The organism is Flavobacterium gelatinilyticum (assembly GCF_027111295.1).
Classification (GTDB): Bacteria; Bacteroidota; Bacteroidia; order Flavobacteriales; family Flavobacteriaceae; genus Flavobacterium; species Flavobacterium gelatinilyticum.
Genome location: NZ_CP114287.1, coordinates 2,991,405 through 3,011,553, shown reverse-complemented (window position 1 = coordinate 3,011,553; position 20,149 = coordinate 2,991,405). Strand labels below are relative to the sequence as shown.

Below are 20,149 nucleotides of genomic sequence, written 5' to 3'. Positions count from 1 at the left end.
CATTTTAAAGAAAAATCTGAAACGAATTAAAAGTAAATATTTTAAAATCAGGCATTTATTATCTATGTTTAAACTGTTTAGAAGAAAGCCCAAAGTATATTCCAAGATTGAGAATCATATCTATGGAATAATTACGGAACTTTTAAAAGTGAGCAGTACAGATATTAATGTAGATGAGCTTGGAGGAAAATATTACCTAAGTAATGAGGAGCAGCATTTTAAAGTTACTATTTTGAGTAACGATTACGTAATACGACTTACCAATACCCGTGATTCGGTTGCGGAAAAATATGATAAGGTTTTTGTTGAAGATGTGTTGAAAGCTGTAAAAGAAGAAAAGCACCGCCGTATGGAATTAGTTTACGATTCTATTACAAACAGCATCGAAAAAATGGCAGAACGCCTTCATAACACCCTTATTGAATCTAACGAACAGGAAAATGAAAAAGTGCGACGTCTCGAGTCAGAACCTGCTGAAGACCAAAAAGTAAACGTTTAGTTATTCCTGTAAAATCATTTCGTTGTAAGAAAGAATCGTATCGTATCCTTTCGATTTGAAATATTCCTTTGGATCTTCTTTTGAAACCACCATTACAAAATCACCGCCCCAGGCGCCAAGACTTTTAATAGTACCGTTAAAATCAGGAAAAGCAATTTCTTTTATGGTCTTTATTTCCAGAATGTCGCTTAAGTGATTTTCATGCTTTTCTACCGCGTATGCAAATTCTTTTAAAGTTTTTGCATTTAAGATTGCTTTTGTTATTTTATTATTTTCGGCAACGCTTTTGGCTAAGTTTTGATCTTTATGTTTGTTATAAGCATGAATCGCTGCTTTACTGCTCTGTTTTTTATTAAGGTAAACAAAGTATATGTTTTTTGTAAAATCAGGGCTGAAAGGCACTGTTTCAACTTCGTTGTTTTTTATCTTGTAAATAATCGGCGTGTTATTTTGAGCGCAGGCAATGTCATAACCGCTTCCGCCAAAACTGTTTTTGAGCAGGGTAAAAGCATTAATTTTTGTCCACTGCGCAATATTATTGATTAAAGTCGAAGATGTTCCTAATCCCCAGTTTCTTGGAAAAGTAAGATTCGTTGTAATTGTGTATCCTTTAGACTGATCAATAAATTCCGGATTTAAAACATAAGCTTCATGCAGAATATTAATCAGTGTAGATTTCACAGTCTCAACCTCTGACTTAGAGTTGTTTATTATTTCATCAAATGAAATTGTGTTTTCAAACCAAAGTGTATTGTTATAATCATAACTTTTCCAGTTTATGATTCGGTCTTTTCCGTCTTCGACAACTAAATTCTGACCAAATTTTGTGGGTAATGCAAAAGCATCGGCACCGTCTAAAACAAGATATTCTCCAGAGATAAATAATTTTCCGTTACTGTAAAAAGTTGCTGGCATACGTATATTTTTAACCCGATGATAATCCCTGTTCTTTTCTTGTATTCTCAAAGATATTCCGAAAAGATAAAAAAGGGAAAGCGGGCAGACTTTTAATTATTTTCTTAAATTTTCAATAAACTCAACTACAGCGCTGTGTGTGACAGTTGTCTTTTTAAAATGAGTTTTGATTAAATGGCGTTCCTCTTCTGTGGCCTCAAATTGATTAATGATATTGTTCAGGTGCATTTTCATATGACCTTCCTGAATACCAGTGGTAGTTAAAGAACGTAAAGCGGCAAAATTTTGAGCCAATCCTGCAACAGCAGTTATTTCCATTAATTCAGTCGCCGATGGTTTTTGAAGTATTTCCAGGCATAATTTTACCAGTGGATGCAGTGAAGTTAAACCTCCTACAGTTCCTAAAGCCAAAGGGATTTCAAGCCAGAAAGTAAAGATTCCGTTTTCGATTTTGGCATGAGATAAACTAGCATACTGACCGTTTTTTGACGCGTAAGCGTGAACTCCGGCTTCAATAGCTCTAAAGTCATTTCCAGTTGCCAGAACAACTGCGTCAACGCCATTCATAATCCCTTTATTATGGGTTACGGCTCTAAAAGGCTCAATTTCGGCAATCTGAACCGCCTGAACAAAGCGTTCTGCAAATTTTTGTGGATTCGGGATATGTTTTTCTTGAAGATCTTCAATCGGACACGAAACTTCTGCGCGTACAAGACAATGTGGTACATAATTAGATAAAATACTCATAATGACCTCCAGTTTGTCGTCTGGAGAAAATAAATGAGAATCCTCAAATTGTTCTTTTAAAGTCGATGCAAATTGTTCAAGACAGGAATTGATAAAATTTGCTCCCATGCTGTCTTTAGTTTCAAAAGCAGCATGAAGCTGAAAGTAATTTTCCAGCAGGTTTCTTTTATCTTTTAACTGAATATCTAAAATTCCACCGCCGCGTTCCTGCATATTTTTGGTAATGCTTTGGGTTTCGGTGAAAAATTTAGGTTTTATTTCCTGAAAAAAAGACTGAAGTTTTTCGGCATCTCCATTAAAATTAAAATGCACCTGACCTATTTTTTCGGTATTGATTATGGTGGTTTTAAAACCGCCGCGTGTCGACCAGAACTTTGCTGCTTTTGATGCAGCGGCTACAACTGAACTTTCCTCAATCGCCATTGGAATGGTTTTATAGTTTCCGTTTATAAGAAAATTGGGAGCAACTCCAAGCGGAATATATAAATTGGTAATCGTATTCTCAATAAATTCATCATGCAGCTGTTGAAGCTTTTCGTCTGAATTCCAGTAATTTCTTATAATAGTAAGGGCTTCTTCAGGCGTAGAAAAATATTCTTTGGCAATCCAGTTAATTTTTTCCTTTTTGGATAATTTAGAAAATCCGGCAACAGCGTTGTTCATTCTCAATATATTAAATAATAATGTTGCTGCAAAGATACTATTTTAAGAGTTTTGATTGCAATGTATTTGAAACTTGCCCATACGCAATCGTTCTTTTTTTTAACATTTAACACTTAAAATGTGTATTATGTTTATTTTTTTTACTAAAATTGGGCTCTTTTTATATTTAAAATAATTCTAATGAATACAAGTAAATTTACTGCAGTATTTTTATTTTTAACTGCGGTCGTTTTTGGGCAGCAGAAAATTACTGTCGAAAATGTTTTTGGAGGCACATTTCGTGCTAAAGGAATGGACGAATTACAATCCTTAAAGAATACAAATCAATACACGGTTCTAAACGTTGATTATACCAGCAGAACAATGCAGGTTGATTTGTACGATTTTGCCACTTTAAAAAAAGTATCCAATTTAATTGATACTAAAAACTTTAAGGAACTCGCAGACGGAATTGACAGCTATGTTTTTGATGCTTCTGAAAAAAAGATTTTAATTGCTTGTAATTCAACTAAAATTTTCCGTCACTCGTTTACTGCCGATTATTTTTTATATGATATAGCTGCAAAAACACTGACAAAGCTGGTTGATTTCCAGATCCAGGAGCCTACTTTTTCTCCAGACGGCACTAAAATAGCTTACGCAAAAGAGAATAACCTTTATATTTATGATATTGCATCAAAACAATCGACTCCGGTTACAACAGATGGAAAGAAAAACGCAATTATAAACGGTATTACAGACTGGGTTTACGAAGAAGAATTTGCTTTTGTCCGGGCTTTTGACTGGAGTAAGGACAGTAAAAAACTGGCTTATATCCGTTTTGATGAAAGTCAGGTTCCGGAATTTTCAATGTCGATGTTTCACAAAGATTTGTATCCTACAATTGACACTTTTAAATATCCTAAAGCAGGAGAAAAAAACTCTGTAGTATCATTACACATTTATGATGCGTCAGGAAATTCTTCTAAAAAAGTAGATTTAGGAAATTACAATGATTTCTATATCGCAAGGATGCAGTGGACAAATGATAATAACGTATTATCAGCTCAGGTTTTAAACCGCCACCAGGATAATCTTGACTTGTTATTTATTGACGGAACTACTGCTGCTGCAAAAGTAGTTTTAAACGAAAAAGACAAAGCATATGTTGATGTTACGGATAATTTGACCTTCCTAAAAGATAACAGCTTTATCTGGACAAGCGAAAAAGATGGTTTTAATCATATTTATGTGTATGACAAAACCGGAAAACTAAAAAATCAGGTTACAAAAGGAAACTGGGAAGTTACTTCATACTACGGTTTCGACGAAAAAACAAAAACTATTTTCTATCAGTCTACAGAAAATGGTTCTATAAACAGAGATCTTTATCGTGTTGGTTTAGACGGAAAAAACAAAACTCGATTATCTTCAAAAGTAGGGACAAGTGCGGCTACCTTCAGTCCAAATTTCCAATACTTTATTACTACTTTCTCAAGTAATGCACAGCCTACAACGTATACTTTAAATGAGGCTAAAACAGGAAAAGAAATTCAGGTTATCGAAAACAATCAGGCTCTTGCCGATAAATTAAAAGCATATAACCTTCCTTCAAAAGAATATTTTGTTTTAAAAACAGCAAAAGGAAACGAGTTAAATGCGTGGATTTTAAAACCAAAAGATTTTGATCCTTCAAAAAAATACCCTGTTTTCATGTATCAGTATTCTGGTCCCGGATCACAACAGGTAAACAACCAATGGAACAATTCTAATGATTACTGGTTTCTTTCTTTAACGCAGCAAGGTTACATTGTAGCTTGTGTTGACGGAAGAGGAACAGGTTATAAAGGAGCTGATTTTAAAAAAGTGACTCAGAAAGAATTAGGGAAATACGAAGTTGAAGATCAGATCGATGCAGCAAAAGTAATTAGTGCTTATCCATATGTTGATGCTTCAAGAATTGGAGTTTTCGGATGGAGTTACGGAGGATTTATGGCGTCTAACTGTATTTTTCAGGGGAATGATGTGTTTAAAATGGCAATTGCCGTTGCTCCGGTTACAAACTGGCGTTTTTATGATAGTGTTTACACAGAAAGATACATGCAGACTCCACAGGAAAATGCAAGCGGATATGATCAAAACTCTCCTATAAATCACGTTGATAAATTAAAAGGCAAGTTTTTATTGATTCACGGTTCTGGAGATGACAATGTGCATGTTCAAAATACTATGCAGATGATGGAAGCTTTAATTCAGGCTAACAAACAGTTTGATTCTCAGATTTATCCGGACAAAGACCACGGTATTTACGGCGGAAAAACCAGAATTCAGCTTTACAATAAAATGACTAATTTCATCAAAGAAAATTTATAAAATAACTCTATAATTTAAAATATAATAATGGATAATATGAAGGAAACTCAGGTAAAAACCGCGCATCCGAAAGGACTTTGGGTATTGTTTGGAACGGAGATGTGGGAGCGATTCAATTTTTATGGAATGCGTGCTTTATTAACATTATTCCTTGTGAATTCATTATTGATGAAGGAAGAAGAAGCTTCTTTAATTTACGGAGGTTTTCTTGGACTTTGTTACTTAACTCCAATGCTTGGAGGCTTTGTTGCCGATCGTTATTTAGGAAACAGAAACTGTATTTTATTAGGGGGATTATTAATGGCAATTGGTCAAATGCTTTTGTTTACCAGCGGAAGTGTTTTTGAATCTAATTTAGATTTGGCAAAAATCATTATGTATTCTGCATTGGGTGTAATTGTTTTTGGTAACGGATTCTTCAAACCAAACATTTCCAGTATGGTGGGAAGTTTGTATCCAAAGCAGGAAAAGACAAAATTAGATAGTGCTTTCACTATTTTCTATATGGGAATCAACATTGGAGCTTTTCTTGGGCAGTCAATTTGTCCTTTATTAGGAGATGTTAAAGATGCAGGCGGAATTAGAGATATTCATGCTTTTAGATGGGGATTCATGGCAGCTTCTGTTGCGATGTTGTTGGGAACTATTCTTTTTTACATCTTAAAAAATAAATATGTAGTTTCTCCGGAAGGGAAAGCGTTAGGAGGACTTCCTTCTAAAAATGATGCTTCAGATTTTGAAGAAGGAGAAGCACAGCAGGCAAACTTTTCTACTCAGTCTCTTGCAATTGCAGGAATTGCTTTTGTGGCTTTAGGGTTCTTTTTTCATTATGTTGTAGGTCAGAACCTGATTTATACTTTGATTTACTCAAGTGGTCTGGCATTGGCAGGATTAATTATTTCGGATACTTCGTTAACAAAGATTGAAAGAGACAGAATTTATGTAATTTACATTGTTTCGTTCTTTATTATTTTCTTCTGGGCTGCGTTTGAGCAGGCAGGTTCATCTTTGACTTTTATTGCAGATAATCAAACAGACAGACATTTCTTCGGCTGGTCAATGCCGCCGTCGATGGTTCAGATTTTTAACGGAATGTTCGTTGTTATTTTAGCAGTTCCTTTTAGTGTTCTTTGGGATACTTTAAGAGCTAAAGGCAAAGAACCAATTTCGCCGGTAAAATTGGCTGCTGGTTTAGTAATAATTTCTATCAGCTTTTTAATGATTGCAACTCAGGTTTCTTATATTGGAACTTCAGGACTTTTGTTAGTTAAATGGCTTATTTTATTATATTTCTTAAATACATGTGCTGAGTTGTGTTTATCTCCAATTGGTTTGTCATTGGTTGGTAAATTATCTCCAAAACGTTTTGCATCATTATTATATGGAGTATTCTTTTTGTCTAACGCATCTGGTTATGCTTTAGGTGGAACTTTAGGTTCTATCTTACCTGCAACGGGTGATAAATTTGCAAAAGCAAAAGAATTAGGAATCGATCTTCAGGCTGTTTTAGATAAAACAATAACGCCTACAGCAGAACAGATTGCTTTATTAGATCACCATCAAATTAGTGCTCAAAATCCGGTTTTTGCAGGATTTGAGATTCATAACTTATATGAGTTTTTCATGGTTTTTGTTGTTCTGACTGGTATTGCGGCAATTTTATTATTTGCTTTAACTCCATTGTTAAAAAAATTAATGCACGGTGTTAGATAATGGAGAGTAAGAATAATACAATTACATTAGAAGAAATTCAAAATTTTAAAGGCAAATATCCAAAGCAATTATGGTATTTGTTTTTGGTTGAAATGTGGGAACGTTTTTGTTTCTACGGAATGAGAGGGGTTTTGGCTTTTTTTATGGTGGATCAGTTAGGTCTTCTGGAGGGAAAAGCAAATTTACAATACGGAGCTATTCAGGCTTTTGTTTATGCATTTACTTTTATAGGCGGTATTTTTGCCGATAAAATATTAGGGTTCAAGAAATCGCTCCTTTTTGGAGGAATTGTCATGATTCTGGGGAATCTGCTAATAGCAGCATCTCCGCATGATTTCTTTTACTATGGAATTACTCTTTCTATTATTGGTACAGGTTTTTTTAAACCTAATGTGTCTTCAATGGTAGGAGAGTTGTATCATGAAAACGATGGTCGTCGTGATGCAGGTTACGGTTTATTCTATGCCGGAATTAATATTGGCGGCATGCTGGGAGGTGCGATTCCTATTTACTTAGGAAAAAACTACTCATGGAGTCTTTGTTTTCTTTCTGCAGCAATTGTGATGATTATTGGAGTCGTAACTTTTCTTTTAACGAAAAAGCATTTAGCACCAATAGGAAACTCGCCGCTGGAAAATCAGACACCTAAAAAACGCAGTTTGTATGAAACAGCTGTTTATGTTGGTTCTTTTGTTGTTATTCCATTAGTGTATATAATGGTTATCAATTCTGATTTTACAGAATATTTCATGTACACAATCGGGATTGCTGCGGTAGGGTATTTTTTATATGAATTAATTCAGATAAAAGACTCTAAACAACAGCGAAAACTTTTAGCTGCTTTTGTATTTATTTTTGGGTACTTTATGTTTATGGCAATTTCTGAACAGTCAGGAGGTTCATTGTCACTGTTTGCCAAAGATAATTTATCAAACAAAATGTTGTTTTTTAGTATTGATCCAAATGTGGTAAATAATAGTATAAATTCACTTTATGTTATTATTTTCAGCCCTTTAGTCGGATTGCTTTGGATTTTCCTTTTCAAGAAAAAAATAGAACCTAATACGGTTATTAAGTTTGGTTTGTCATTCATTTTATTAGCTGCCGGATTCTTTATTTTTTACAGTGCCAGATTCTTTGTCGATGAAAACGGATTAAGTTCTCTGGATGTATTTGCTTTAGGATATCTTTTATATACACTTGGAGAATTGTGTATTGGACCAATCGGAATGTCGGTAATTACAAAATTATCTCCTAAGCGATTATTTGGAATGATGATGGGATTATGGTTTCTGTCGAGTGCATTTGGACAGTTTGCTGCCGGAAAATTAGGAGCTGAAATGTCTGATGCTAATACAGGAACAACTTTAATGTCTAAACTAATAGCGTATACAGATGGTTATTATCAATTAGCAGTGTATGCTCTTATTGCGGGTATTGTACTTATTGTTACTACTCCGTTGATTAAAAGATTAATGCAGGAAGTAAAATAATTACCGTTTTTGGAATTGGTTTTTTGTTTAAATTTGCTGAAAAATAACAGATTATGAAAAGAATAATATTGACAGCCTTTTTTATAGCCGTTTCTTTTGTTAGTCAGGCTCAGGAATTAAAGTGGTATACTGATGTTAGAGAGGCAATTACGGTAAGTAATAAACAGCAAAAGCCTATGTTAATGTTCTTTACGGGAAGCGATTGGTGCGGCTGGTGTATTCGTTTGCAAAACGAGGTTTTAAAAACTGCCGAATTTAAAAAATGGGCTCTTGATAATGTTGTTTTAGTAGAGTTGGATTATCCTCGAAGTGTTCCTCAGACACCTGAGATAAAAACCCAGAATAATGAATTGCAAATGGCTTTTGCTATTCAGGGATTTCCAACAGTGTTTTTTACAAGTGCAGAATCTAAGGATGGAAAAATCAACTTTAAAGGACTTGGTAAAACAGGATATGTTGCCGGAGGACCGTCTGCCTGGTTAACAGTTGCAGAAAGCATTGTGCATCCAAAAAAATCATAAATAGAAAATAAAGATTTTAAAAAACTCCTTACAATATTTTGTAAGGAGTTTTTTTTGTAAGAAAAGGTTTTGTGTTTTAGTAGGTTTTTATTATTTCAATATTTATTATCAAATAAAAAAACATATAATGTATTTTTTATCTGTATATAATTTGGATAATTAAAATATTATGTTAATTTCGTTATGCTATACTAACCAAAACCAATACATATGACTAAAAAATTACTTATCCTACTGTTTTTTTTAGGTTCATTTTTCATGCAGGCACAAACCTTAGCCTGGAGAACGAATATGACTGATGCAATTGCCATCAGTAATGAACAAAATAAACCAATGTTGATTTTATTCACTGCCTCAGGTGTACCGGAAAATCTTCAAAATGAAATCTTCAAAACGCCGGACTTTGCTGTTTGGTCAAGAGATAATGTAGTTCTTGTAAAACTGGATTTGTCTGATATAAATGCTTCAGATGGAGACAAAGAACAAAACGTTAGATTAAAAAATGCATTTGGAGTTCAGGATCTTCCTGAAGTTTGTTATGCAGTTGCTTCTGTGAGAAAAAACAAAACGACATTTAGTGCTCTTGGAAAAATAGCCTATAAACCGGGTGGAGCAAAAGCCTGGATTGCAGAATCGAATAATATTTTGCATCCAAGCGAATAAAAAATAGATTAAAATTAAGATTTCTTAGTTTAATTTGTAGAATCCCTTTTCAAACTAGCATGGAAAGGGATATTTTTTTATAAAAAAGTTAAATGTAAATTATACATTTATTACTTAAACGGCAGAAATTTTTCGTTTTTTTTAAATTTTAAAGCTTAAATAAATAATTTCATTTTAATGCGTGTTTTTATAACTATTTGTCTTAAAGAAAGTTGTTACGTGTTAGTTTTATGTTAATTTAGTTTTATTAACTCAACTAATAAACCAAATTAATTTATGAGCCGAAATCTACTTATCCTACTATTTTTATTGGTATCCTTTGTGATGAAATCCCAGAACCTGGAATGGAAAACAAATATGACAGATGCTATTACGCAAAGCAACGAAGAGAGAAAACCAATGCTGATTTTATTTACATCATCAAATGCTCCCGATAATTTGCAAAATGAAATCTTTAAAACGTCGGAATTTGAAAAATGGTCACGCAGAAATGTTATTTTAGTTCGACTTGATTTATCTGATAATGCTATTGCAAGTGAAGTAAGAGAGCAGAATATTATGCTGAAAAATGCTTTCGGAATTGTAAATCTGCCTGAAGTCTGCTTTGCGAATGCAGTAACGCGTAAAGGAAAAACAAATTTCAATACACTGGGAAAAACGTCGTATAATCCGGCCGGAGTAAAGGCCTGGATTGCAGCTTCTGATTTAATCTTGAATCCGGAATAAAAACTCAGTTCATTTTATAATATCCCTTTTCTGCCGTGGCGTGAAAAGGGATATTTTTTTGGGCACAGCTTTCTTTCCATTTTTTCTGAATCGTATAAGCATTTGATGCATCTGCAATAATTATTTTAGGACGTAGATTATCCAAAAGTCTGTCCAGATTAATTTTAGGTGTTTGGGTCAGGATTATAATATCCGGATTGACTTTGTTTTCATAAACACCGCTGCTGTCAATTACAGCTATTTTTCTGCCATTAAAAAATAACATATTGTTAAGTCTTTTTGTTTTATCAATTTTGCTGAAACTACCAACAACATAAGAGTTTAAAAGGTACTCTTTTTCTTTTTGGATGCCAAGCGTATCATTTGTAAAAAGAATGATATTCTGCCCTTTTCTGATCGATATCAGGCTTTTCTTTTTTGTATTATATACAATTAGTTCCTGTTGTACAGCCACCTCTTTTTTTGTATAAATGAAAGATAATTGCAGCAGGATTACAGAAATAAAAACGAGAACGAGTTTAAAGTAAGCCGCCTTTTTAAACCATATTGTAATGGTAATTATGACAAGTGATAAAGTAATTAAATAATAGAAATTAAAGCTGATATCCCGAATTACAAAAGATTCAAATGAAGCAACATAATGAATCATTTGGTTTAAAATGTAAATGCTTTTTTCAAAAATAAACATTAGAAACGAGGGAGGGTTCGTAAAAACAGCAGTCAGCATGACAATGATCCCTGCAATCATAATAAAGGATAAAACAGGGAGAATGATAATGTTGGTTACAAAAAATAAACCCGGAAACTGATGAAAGTAGTAAAGACATAGCGGAAGTGTTCCTATTTGAGCCGCAAATGACACCGTTAGAGCATTCCAGAGGTAGACTGCTATTTTGTTTTTTGGATTCCAGATTTTTGCCAAAACCGGCTGCAGCCAAATAATAAAAAACAGGGCTAAGTAACTCAGCTGAAAACCTACATCAAATAAAAAATAGGGTTCAAATAATAATATTAAAAGCATAGAAACCAGCAGTGTATGATAAATATTGCCGCTTCTGCGTAAATGATTCCCAACTGCAACAAAAGAAAACATTACAACGGAACGTAATACCGAAGGTGATAAACCTGAAATTACTGCAAAGCCGGCTAGAGAAATCAATATAGAAGCCAGTTTTAGTGCAGAACCTTTGCGCGTATTAGGAACTGGTTTTAAAACGAATGTAATGAAGAGCATAATAAAACCAACGTGCAATCCTGAAACAGACAAAATGTGGGTGGCGCCGGAATATTGGTAATCTTTGATAATCTCGGATGAAATTTCCTGCTGCTGGCCTAAAATTAGAGCAAGTGCCACATTCATTTCTTCGGTATTGAAATTTGATTTTTGAAGATTTCTTAAGATTTTCGAATGCAGACGGCCTGAATAATACCAAATGTCTTTTTGGATTTTTGTACTGATTTTAATTTCAGATTTTCTGCAATATAACTGAGCATATATTTGTTTGTCAGCCAAATATCTGCTATAATCAAACTGATTGGGATTTTTGTTGGAAGTTGTTTTTTGTAAAGTAGTTTTAACTCTTAGAATATTTCCTATTATCAGCGGATTTTGTAAGCTGTCTTTCTGGACATTTACAATAATTCTGCCTGTAAATATTTTATTATCAATTGTATTTATAAGTCCAATGTACCGATCGTTATAATCGTTACTTTTTAACTTTTCACGGAGTGTAAAAGTTATGTACTGTTGTTTTTCAAAAGCGCTTTGAGAATGTGTGTAATTTCGTTTATCAAAGCTGTCCGTATGAATAATGATAACACATAGCCCAACTGAAAGTGAAATTAAATTTGAGCAGATTCCGAAAAATGTACTGTAGTTTTTATTCCGTTTGGATAGGAAATAGGAAAGCAGTAATAAAAGGCCTGAAACACCTGCAAAAGCAAATGCTGTTTTCATTTCAGGATGACAGTAATATGAAATTAAAACACCGATTATAAAACTGATCGTTATTTTGAATAACGGAAAATCTAATACTTTCATCAAGCAAAAGTATTAAATATTTGTAAGAAAATAAATATATTTTATTTATTCGATAATTCGGTTTACCTGTTCAAACGAATTTTTGTAGTACGGTTCTTTTGTTGAAGAAATAATAACGCCTTTTGATGTAGAAGAATGCACAAATTTTATTTCATCTGAATTTACTTCGGTAATCAGGCCGACATGATTAATCTGCCTGCTTTTGTTTGTTTTAAAGAAGATTAAATCGCCTTTTTTGGCGTCGTTTAGCGGAATTACTTTTCCAATTTTTGCCTGTTCATAAGAACTTCTCGGCAGTTTTATATTTTCAGATTCAAAAGTAGTATAAACTAGTCCGGAGCAGTCAAAACCGCTTCTTCTGTTTGTTCCTCCGGCTTTATACTTTATACCGATATTATCTACAGCAGTTTCGATTAAATTTTTTACAAGAGTTCTGTTTTCTTTTTTCGATTCTTTTTTCGTTTCACTTTTGCTTACTGTGGTTGCGGTCGAAGCTGATTTACAAGAAGCAAACAGAACAGATAGAAAGAGAAATATAAATACTTTTTTCAAAACAAATATTTTTAAGCTTTTAAATCGGCAACGATAAGTTTTGCGGTTTTTTTACTTGCACCAACTCCGCCCAGTTTTTCTTCTAAAATATCATAATTTTTAAGAATTTTTTCTCTGTAAGAAGGCTCAAGTAATTTCGAAAGTTCTTCTTTGATGCGTTTTGTATTGCAGTCATTCTGGATCAATTCGGTTACAACCTCCTGATCCATAATTAGGTTAACAAGCGAGATGTATTTTAAGGTAATAATTCGTTTGGCAATCTGATATGAAATCTCACTTCCTTTATAACAAACTACTTCTGGTACTTTAAATAATGCGGTTTCCAGAGTTGCAGTTCCCGAGGTAACCAGAGCAGCTGTCGAAGAGCGTAATAAGTCATATGTTTTATTTGAAACAAATGCGATGTTTTTATTTTTGATAAACTGCTGGTAAAATTCGTAATCCTGACTTGGAGCGCCTGCAATTACAAATTCATAATCCTGAAAATCATCAACAACGCTTAACATTACACTCAGCATTTTGGTAATTTCCTGTTTACGGCTTCCGGGCAAAACGGCAATAATAGGTTTGTCACCTAATTTGTGTTCCAGTCTAAAAGCAGCTTCGTCAAATGCCGGCTGATTCTGAATAGCATCAATTAAAGGGTGGCCCACAAAATCTACCGGAAAATGATGTTTGTCTTCATAAAAACCTTTTTCGAAAGGAAGGATGACAAACATTTTATCAATGTCCTGTTTAATGGCATTGATACGGTTTTCTTTCCACGCCCAGATTTGCGGTGAAATATAATAATGTGTTTTGTAATTCAATTCTTTAGCCCATTTTGCAATGCGCATATTAAAACCAGGATAATCAATAAAAATCAAAACATCGGGCTTGAATTCGGCAATATCTTTTTTGCAGATCTTGATGTTGTTTAAAATGGTTTTTAGGTTAAAAAGCACTTCAATAAAACCCATAAAAGCCAGATCACGATAATGTTTTACTAAAGTACCGCCGGCTTTCTGCATTAGGTCACCGCCCCAAAATCTAATTTCAGCCTGAGGATCTTCTTCATATAAAGCCTTCATTAAATTTGAGCCATGTAAATCTCCGGAAGCTTCACCCGCTATAATATAGTATTTCATATCGACAAGTTTTTATTGCAGCACAAAGATAGGGTTTAAATAATAATTGTTGAAATGGCCAGAAGAATCACTGCCAGAATTACACCTCTTGCCATCATTTCTTTATTTCTGTTTAACAGAAGAAGAAATACAGCCAGGTCTAAGGTCGTTCCGATGGTAATTACTTTTCCTAAATAACCATGTTCTCTAATGGTTTGAACACCAGTTGAAATATCAAAATTGGTAAAAAATTTGATAAACAAATAACTGCCAAGCAGTGCTGTAAAAATTCCAACAAGGAATCCGATAATAAAATCTTTTTTATTCATTTAATTTCCATGTATTAAGTTGCTGCATAGAATGGTGAGCTGTTAAGTCAAACTGAACCGGAACTACAGATACATATCCGTTTTCAAGCGCCCATTCATCAGTGTCTTCTCCTTTGTCTTCGTTGGTAAATTTACCCGTCAGCCAGTAGTAATCTTTCCCGAAAGGGGTTTGTCTTTTATCAAATTTCTGGGCATAATAGGCTTTTGCCTGACGGCAGATTTTTATTCCTTTAATCTCTTTCTCGCTTAATTTCGGGAAGTTAACGTTTAAAACCACACCGGGAGGAAGTTTGTTTTTTAATGTTTCTAAAGTTATTTTTTTAACGAATGACTTTACAGGTTCAAAATCGGCATTCCAGTTAAAATCCAATAGAGAAAAACCAATTGCCTGAATCCCTTCAATTCCCGCTTCAACAGCCGCACTCATCGTACCGCTGTAAATAACATTGATCGAAGAATTGGTTCCATGGTTAATTCCTGAAACGCACAAATCCGGTTTTCTTTTTAATATTTCATTGACAGCCAGTTTCACACAGTCAACCGGTGTTCCGGAACAGCTGTATTCTGTAATCTCGTCATCGTCTTTGGAGATTTTATCCAAAAACAAAGTGTTGTTAATAGTAATGGCGTGACCCATAGCGCTTTGAGGTTTGTCCGGTGCAACCACAACTACATCGCCAATCGTTTCCATAACGCTTATTAAAGCCCTGATTCCGGGGGCCAGAATTCCGTCATCATTGGTTACTAATATCAGTGGTTTTTCATTTTTCATGCTGTGAATTGATTTTCAATTTATCAAAATTAAGGCTTGTTAGAACAAATGTAACAACTGATTTTGGTAGAATACTAACAAATAAATAAAAATTGTAAACTAAATTCGCGAAGACTTTTGAACAACAAACATTTTTATATCTTTAACAAAAAATTATACTGATCTTGGCATGTCGGCGTAGTTTTTACCGTAACTTAGATTAAAAAATTTGATGAATGCTATTATTGAGTTTATGAAAAGAAATTATAAAATACTTATAGCCGTATTATGCTTGTCTGTGACCCTGTTTGCTTTTAAAATAAATGCAGACCGCAATGAAGATCCGGATCCAAATAAGGACAAGACACTTTTAGAATTACTGGCATTTGTTATTGAAAAAGGACATTACAGCCCTGCTGAAATAAATGATGAATTTTCGAAAGGAATTTTTAAAGATTATATTGATGCATTAGATCCTTCAAAAAGATTCTTTTTACAATCTGATATTGAAGAGTTTAAACAGTATGAATTAATGCTTGATGATCAGTTTTTAAATAAAGACCTTACATTCTTTAATCTTACCTATACAAGATTGATGAAAAGAATGGAAGAAAGCAAAAAACGTTATAAAACGATTTTAGCACAGCCTTTCAATTATACTGCAGATGAGACTTTTAACTCGGATTACGAGAAAATTCCGTATGCAAAAAACTTAGCCGAAATTAACGAAAGATGGAGAAAACAAATCAAACTTTCTACGCTTTCTTCTTTGGTGGCCAAACAAAAAATTGAAGAGGAAAAGAAGAAAAAAGATGCCGCTTATAAAGAAAAATCTTTTGAAGCATTAGAAAAAGAAACACGCGAAAGCTCTTTAAAATCGTTAGATGATAATTTTAGTGTTATTAAAGATTTGAATAAAGATTACTGGTTTTCAGTGTATTTGAATTCTATAATGGCTCGTTTTGATCCGCATACAAGCTATTTTGCTCCAGAAGAAAAAGACCGTTTTGATGTTAATATCAGCGGAAAATTAGAAGGAATTGGTGCAAGACTGACTAAGAAAAATGATTTTACTCAAATCGATGAATTAATTTCAGGTGGTCCTGCATGGAAAGGAAAAGAACTTGAAGCTGGAGATTTAATCTTAAAAGTAGCTCAGGGCAATGAAGAACCGGTTGATGTAGTAGGAATGCGCCTTGATGATGTGGTGAAAAAAATCAAGGGACACAAAGGAACTGTAGTAAAACTTACAGTAAAAAAAGTAGACGGAAGTATTAAAGTAATTTCAATTGTGAGAGATGTTGTTGAAATTGAAGAAACGTATGCTAAATCAAGTATTGTTGAAAAGAACGGATTGAAGTACGGTGTTATCTATCTTCCTAAATTTTATATTGATTTTGAAAATCAGGAAGGCGGCCGTGATGCCGGAAAAGATATTGCTCTTGAGGTTGAAAGACTTAAAAAAGAAAATGTAAACGGTATTGTTCTTGATGTTCGTGATGACGGAGGAGGATCTCTTACGACAGTTGTGAATATCGCCGGTTTATTTATTGAAGAAGGACCAATTGTTCAGGTAAAATCTGCCGGAAAAAAGAAAGAGGTTCTTTATGATAAAGATAAAAAAATCGAGTGGGACGGACCTTTGGTAATCATGGTAAACAGTTTCTCTGCTTCGGCATCTGAAATTTTAGCTGCTGCGATTCAGGATTATAAACGTGGTATTATCATTGGAAGTAAACAAACGTACGGAAAAGGTACTGTGCAAAATGTACTTGATTTGAATCAGTTTGTTCGTAACGCAAATTACGGAGATTTAGGGGCTCTGAAAATTACCGGCCAAAAATTCTATAGAATTAACGGTGGTTCTACGCAGCTTGAAGGTGTTCACAGTGATGTGGTAATGCCGGATCGTTATGCTTACCTAAAAATGGGAGAACGCGATATTGATAACGCTATGCCGTGGGATAAAATTGATCCTGCTGATTACAGTACCTGGACTTACAATCAGGGATTCCTTAAGGCAATTGAGAACAGCCGCGCCAGAATTGCTCAAAATGCACAATTCAAACTCATAGAAGAAAATGCGAAATGGATTGATGTTAAGAACAAAGAAAACACATACAGTCTGAATATTACAAGTTTTAAAGCTACTCAGGAGCAGGTTGAAAATGAAGGTAAAAAATACAAACCAATTTCAGATTACAAAAACAATCTGATTTTCAATTCACTTCCTTATGAAGTTACCGAAATGAACAACGATGCTACCTTAAAAGAGAAAAGAGAAGCGTGGCATCAGGCATTGTCTAAAGATGTGTATGTAGAAGAGGCTCTAAATATACTTGACGATCTGCAATCATCAAGACCTCCTGTAAAAAACAGCATTTCAGGAAAAGTTAAAAAAGATAAATTAGTAAAATCGTAATATTTTAAAAATTTAATTTGTTATTAAAACGCTTCTTAAAGTAATTTATGAAGCGTTTTTTTTAATGTAAAAATAAATGTATTCATGAAAAATATCTACATAATTGGGTTGATCAGTCTGCTGGTATTCTCTTGTAAAAAAGAAAACGACACACAAATGAGCGAAGTGGTAAATCAGGAGCAGAGTTCGTTTGTTTCAAATCAAAGTAATACAGGATCTCTGTATTCAGTATCTTATGAGCCTACTTCGACGACCAATCAGATAGTGAAACATAAATATTATACGCTTTCATACAGTGAAAAACACGAACAGGCAGAATGGGTAGCGTATGAACTGAAGAAGGAATATTTGAAGAACAATAATTTTAAGCGCCCTTATTTTATAGAAGATCCTAAAGTAACAACTCGTTCTGCAGACTGGAGAAATTATAAAAAATCAGGTTATGATAAAGGGCATTTATGCCCCGCGGGCGATATGGAATTTAGTGAAGAAGCCTACAATGATACTTTCTACACTTCGAATATTTCGCCTCAAAAACATGATTTCAATAGCGGTATCTGGAATCGAATAGAACAGAAAACACGTTATTGGGCAGGAAAATACAATGGTATTTATGTAGTAACAGGAGGAATTTTAAAGGATACTGATAAAAAAATAGGAACAGAAAAAGTTTCTGTTCCTAAATATTTTTACAAAATTGTACTGACTAAATCAGGAAAAGAACATAGAGCAATAGCTTTTCTGGTTCCAAATGAAGACAGTGACAAGCCTATTTATGATTTTGTAGTTCCTATTGAAACTTTGGAAAAAATGACCGGAATTGACTTTTTTCCTAATTTGAAAAATTTAAAAAGCAGTAAGGACTTTTAAATCGGCAATAGTTTCAGTTGGGTTTTCTGCTTTAAAAACAAAGCTTCCGGCAACTAAAACATCCGCTCCGGCTTCTACTAATTGTTTTGCATTTTTGCTGGTTACACCACCATCAATTTCGATAAGTGTTGGTGCATTTTTGCGTACAATTAAATCTTTTAGTTTCTTAACTTTTGCATACGTATTTTCAATAAAAGACTGTCCGCCAAACCCCGGATTTACGCTCATTATGCAAACCAGGTCAATATCGTTTATTACATCTTCTAAAAGATCAATATTTGTGTGCGGATTGATTGCAACTCCTGCTTTCATTCCTTCGGCTTTAATGGCCTGCAGCGTTCTGTGTAAATGAGTGCAGGCTTCGTAGTGTACGGTTAGATTATCTGCTCCTAAATCGGCAAAAGTTTTAATGTAACGATCCGGATCAATAATCATCAAATGTACATCTATTGTTTTTTTTGCATGTTTAGAAATAGCTTCTAAAACCGGCATTCCAAAAGAAATATTTGGTACAAAAACCCCGTCCATAATATCAATATGAAACCAGTCTGCCTGACTGTTGTTGATCATTTCGACATCGCGCTGTAAATTGGCAAAATCTGCCGCAAGAACTGAAGGAGCAATAAGTGTATTTTTCATTGTAGTGTGTTGTTTTTCTTTGCAAAGATAATTTTTTTAACTGCAAGTTTTTTTGAACCATTAAGAGATTAATCAAATTAAGTCTTTATTTATGGAGCTTAATATTTTAATGGTAAAAAATAGAAATGAAAAACTCCGGTAATCAGCCGGAGTTTCAATCATCAATCAAAAAACGAACAGTCAATCAAACTGTTGTTTGCTTTATTGTCCAATTTAAGAAATTATAAACTAAACTCCAAGTAAATTGAAGTTTAGAATTTTTCTCATTGGAAATTTGGGGTGATTACCCAAGATACGTTTTAAGGATTTTACTTCTTGAAGTATGTTTTAATCTACGGATTGCTTTTTCTTTAATCTGACGAACACGTTCACGGGTTAAGTCGAAAGTTTCACCAATTTCTTCTAAAGTCATTGGGTGCTGATCGCCAAGTCCAAAATACAAACGAACAACATCTGCCTCTCTAGGAGTTAATGTTTCTAAAGAACGCTCGATTTCAGTACGTAATGATTCGTGAATTAACTCTCTGTCAGGATTTGGAGATTCACCGGAACGTAATACGTCGTAAAGGTTAGAATCTTCACCTTCAACAAGAGGTGCATCCATCGATAAGTGACGACCGGAGTTTTTCATAGACTCTTTTACGTCATTTACAGTCATGTCCAGTTCTTTTGCAATTTCTTCAGCAGAAGGCGGACGCTCATTAGACTGCTCTAATAATGCGTACATTTTGTTGATTTTATTGATAGAACCAATTTTGTTTAATGGTAAACGAACAATACGTGATTGTTCTGCCAAAGCCTGAAGGATCGATTGACGAATCCACCATACTGCGTAAGAAATGAATTTGAAACCACGAGTTTCATCAAAACGCTGTGCGGCTTTGATAAGCCCTAAGTTTCCTTCATTAATTAAATCAGGAAGAGTTAAACCTTGATTTTGATATTGTTTAGCAACCGATACAACGAAACGTAGGTTGGCTTTTGTTAATTTTTCTAAAGCTCTTTGATCACCAGCCTTTATTCTTTGTGCTAATTCTACCTCTTCATCAGCGGTAATTAGGTCAACTTTTCCGATTTCTTGTAGATATTTATCTAACGATGCAGTTTCACGATTGGTTACCTGCTTGGTGATTTTAAGTTGTCTCAT

At 34.0% G+C, this 20,149-nt stretch carries 18 protein-coding genes; 9 read left to right on the top strand and 9 right to left on the bottom strand.

The features are described from left to right. Window positions 1–148 precede the first annotated feature (148 nt). Window positions 149–499 (top strand): hypothetical protein, encoded by a 351-nt coding sequence (locus OZP11_RS12725; RefSeq protein ID WP_281230939.1) that lies wholly within the window; start codon window positions 149–151, stop codon window positions 497–499. Here the strand turns inward: OZP11_RS12725 and OZP11_RS12720 are convergent, their stop codons facing one another. Together OZP11_RS12720 and OZP11_RS12715 are read right to left on the bottom strand one after the other, a co-directional pair. Next, window positions 500–1,414, bottom strand: coding sequence for a GYDIA family GHMP kinase (locus OZP11_RS12720; RefSeq protein WP_281230938.1), 915 nt, complete (start codon window positions 1,412–1,414; stop codon window positions 500–502). A gap of 96 nt (window positions 1,415–1,510) precedes the next feature. After that, window positions 1,511–2,824: a hydroxymethylglutaryl-CoA reductase, degradative gene (locus tag OZP11_RS12715; RefSeq protein ID WP_281230937.1), complete on the bottom strand. Its 1,314-nt coding sequence runs from the start codon at window positions 2,822–2,824 to the stop codon at window positions 1,511–1,513. Window positions 2,825–3,004: 180 nt separating this feature from the next. Between OZP11_RS12715 and OZP11_RS12710 the strand changes: the two genes are divergently transcribed. The 6 genes from OZP11_RS12710 (at window position 3,005) to OZP11_RS12685 (ending at window position 10,292) form a co-directional block, all read left to right on the top strand. Then, window positions 3,005–5,176 (top strand): S9 family peptidase, encoded by a 2,172-nt coding sequence (locus tag OZP11_RS12710; RefSeq protein WP_281230936.1) that lies wholly within the window; start codon window positions 3,005–3,007, stop codon window positions 5,174–5,176. Between the two features lie 36 nt (window positions 5,177–5,212). Continuing rightward, window positions 5,213–6,889, top strand: a complete 1,677-nt coding sequence (locus OZP11_RS12705; RefSeq protein WP_349293779.1) for a peptide MFS transporter — start codon at window positions 5,213–5,215, stop codon at window positions 6,887–6,889. Beyond that, window positions 6,889–8,382 (top strand): peptide MFS transporter, encoded by a 1,494-nt coding sequence (locus OZP11_RS12700; protein WP_281230934.1) that lies wholly within the window; start codon window positions 6,889–6,891, stop codon window positions 8,380–8,382. The genes OZP11_RS12705 and OZP11_RS12700 overlap by 1 nt, the downstream gene beginning before the upstream one ends. A gap of 53 nt (window positions 8,383–8,435) precedes the next feature. Further along, window positions 8,436–8,903 (top strand): thioredoxin family protein, encoded by a 468-nt coding sequence (locus OZP11_RS12695; RefSeq protein WP_281230933.1) that lies wholly within the window; start codon window positions 8,436–8,438, stop codon window positions 8,901–8,903. 210 nt (window positions 8,904–9,113) lie between these two features. After that, entirely contained in the window at window positions 9,114–9,566 is a 453-nt protein-coding gene (locus tag OZP11_RS12690; protein ID WP_281230932.1) for a thioredoxin domain-containing protein, read from the top strand. A 276-nt stretch (window positions 9,567–9,842) separates the two neighbouring features. Further along, complete coding sequence (locus OZP11_RS12685) at window positions 9,843–10,292, top strand: thioredoxin family protein (protein ID WP_281230931.1); 450 nt, start codon at window positions 9,843–9,845, stop codon at window positions 10,290–10,292. Between the two features lie 4 nt (window positions 10,293–10,296). Here OZP11_RS12685 and OZP11_RS12680 read toward each other — a convergent pair whose 3' ends face one another. Genes OZP11_RS12680 through surE form a run of 5 tightly spaced genes read right to left on the bottom strand, consistent with a single transcriptional unit; the run spans window position 10,297 to window position 15,092 of the window. After that, a complete protein-coding gene (locus tag OZP11_RS12680; protein ID WP_281230930.1) occupies window positions 10,297–12,333 on the bottom strand; it encodes a ComEC/Rec2 family competence protein in 2,037 nt (678 codons plus the stop codon). A gap of 45 nt (window positions 12,334–12,378) precedes the next feature. Next, window positions 12,379–12,885 (bottom strand): C40 family peptidase, encoded by a 507-nt coding sequence (locus OZP11_RS12675; protein ID WP_281230929.1) that lies wholly within the window; start codon window positions 12,883–12,885, stop codon window positions 12,379–12,381. 11 nt (window positions 12,886–12,896) lie between these two features. Beyond that, complete coding sequence (gene lpxB / locus OZP11_RS12670; protein ID WP_281230928.1) at window positions 12,897–14,012, bottom strand: lipid-A-disaccharide synthase; 1,116 nt, start codon at window positions 14,010–14,012, stop codon at window positions 12,897–12,899. A gap of 35 nt (window positions 14,013–14,047) precedes the next feature. Continuing rightward, window positions 14,048–14,320, bottom strand: a complete 273-nt coding sequence (locus tag OZP11_RS12665; protein ID WP_281230927.1) for a hypothetical protein — start codon at window positions 14,318–14,320, stop codon at window positions 14,048–14,050. Then, window positions 14,313–15,092: a 5'/3'-nucleotidase SurE gene (gene surE / locus OZP11_RS12660; protein WP_281230926.1), complete on the bottom strand. Its 780-nt coding sequence runs from the start codon at window positions 15,090–15,092 to the stop codon at window positions 14,313–14,315. Before surE ends, OZP11_RS12665 begins: the two co-directional genes overlap by 8 nt. A gap of 211 nt (window positions 15,093–15,303) precedes the next feature. Between surE and OZP11_RS12655 the strand changes: the two genes are divergently transcribed. Next, window positions 15,304–17,493 (top strand): carboxy terminal-processing peptidase, encoded by a 2,190-nt coding sequence (locus tag OZP11_RS12655; RefSeq protein WP_281230925.1) that lies wholly within the window; start codon window positions 15,304–15,306, stop codon window positions 17,491–17,493. Between the two features lie 84 nt (window positions 17,494–17,577). Then, window positions 17,578–18,363, top strand: a complete 786-nt coding sequence (locus OZP11_RS12650; protein WP_281230924.1) for a DNA/RNA non-specific endonuclease — start codon at window positions 17,578–17,580, stop codon at window positions 18,361–18,363. On the opposite strand, the gene rpe is transcribed toward OZP11_RS12650, so the two are convergent. Beyond that, window positions 18,340–19,002 carry a ribulose-phosphate 3-epimerase gene (gene rpe, locus OZP11_RS12645; protein ID WP_281230923.1) on the bottom strand — a complete coding sequence of 221 codons (663 nt, stop codon included), beginning with the start codon at window positions 19,000–19,002 and terminating at the stop codon, window positions 18,340–18,342. The two genes, OZP11_RS12650 and rpe, sit on opposite strands and share 24 nt — an antisense overlap. 283 nt (window positions 19,003–19,285) lie before the next feature. Next, window positions 19,286–20,149, bottom strand: a complete 864-nt coding sequence (locus OZP11_RS12640) for a sigma-70 family RNA polymerase sigma factor (protein WP_007804760.1) — start codon at window positions 20,147–20,149, stop codon at window positions 19,286–19,288.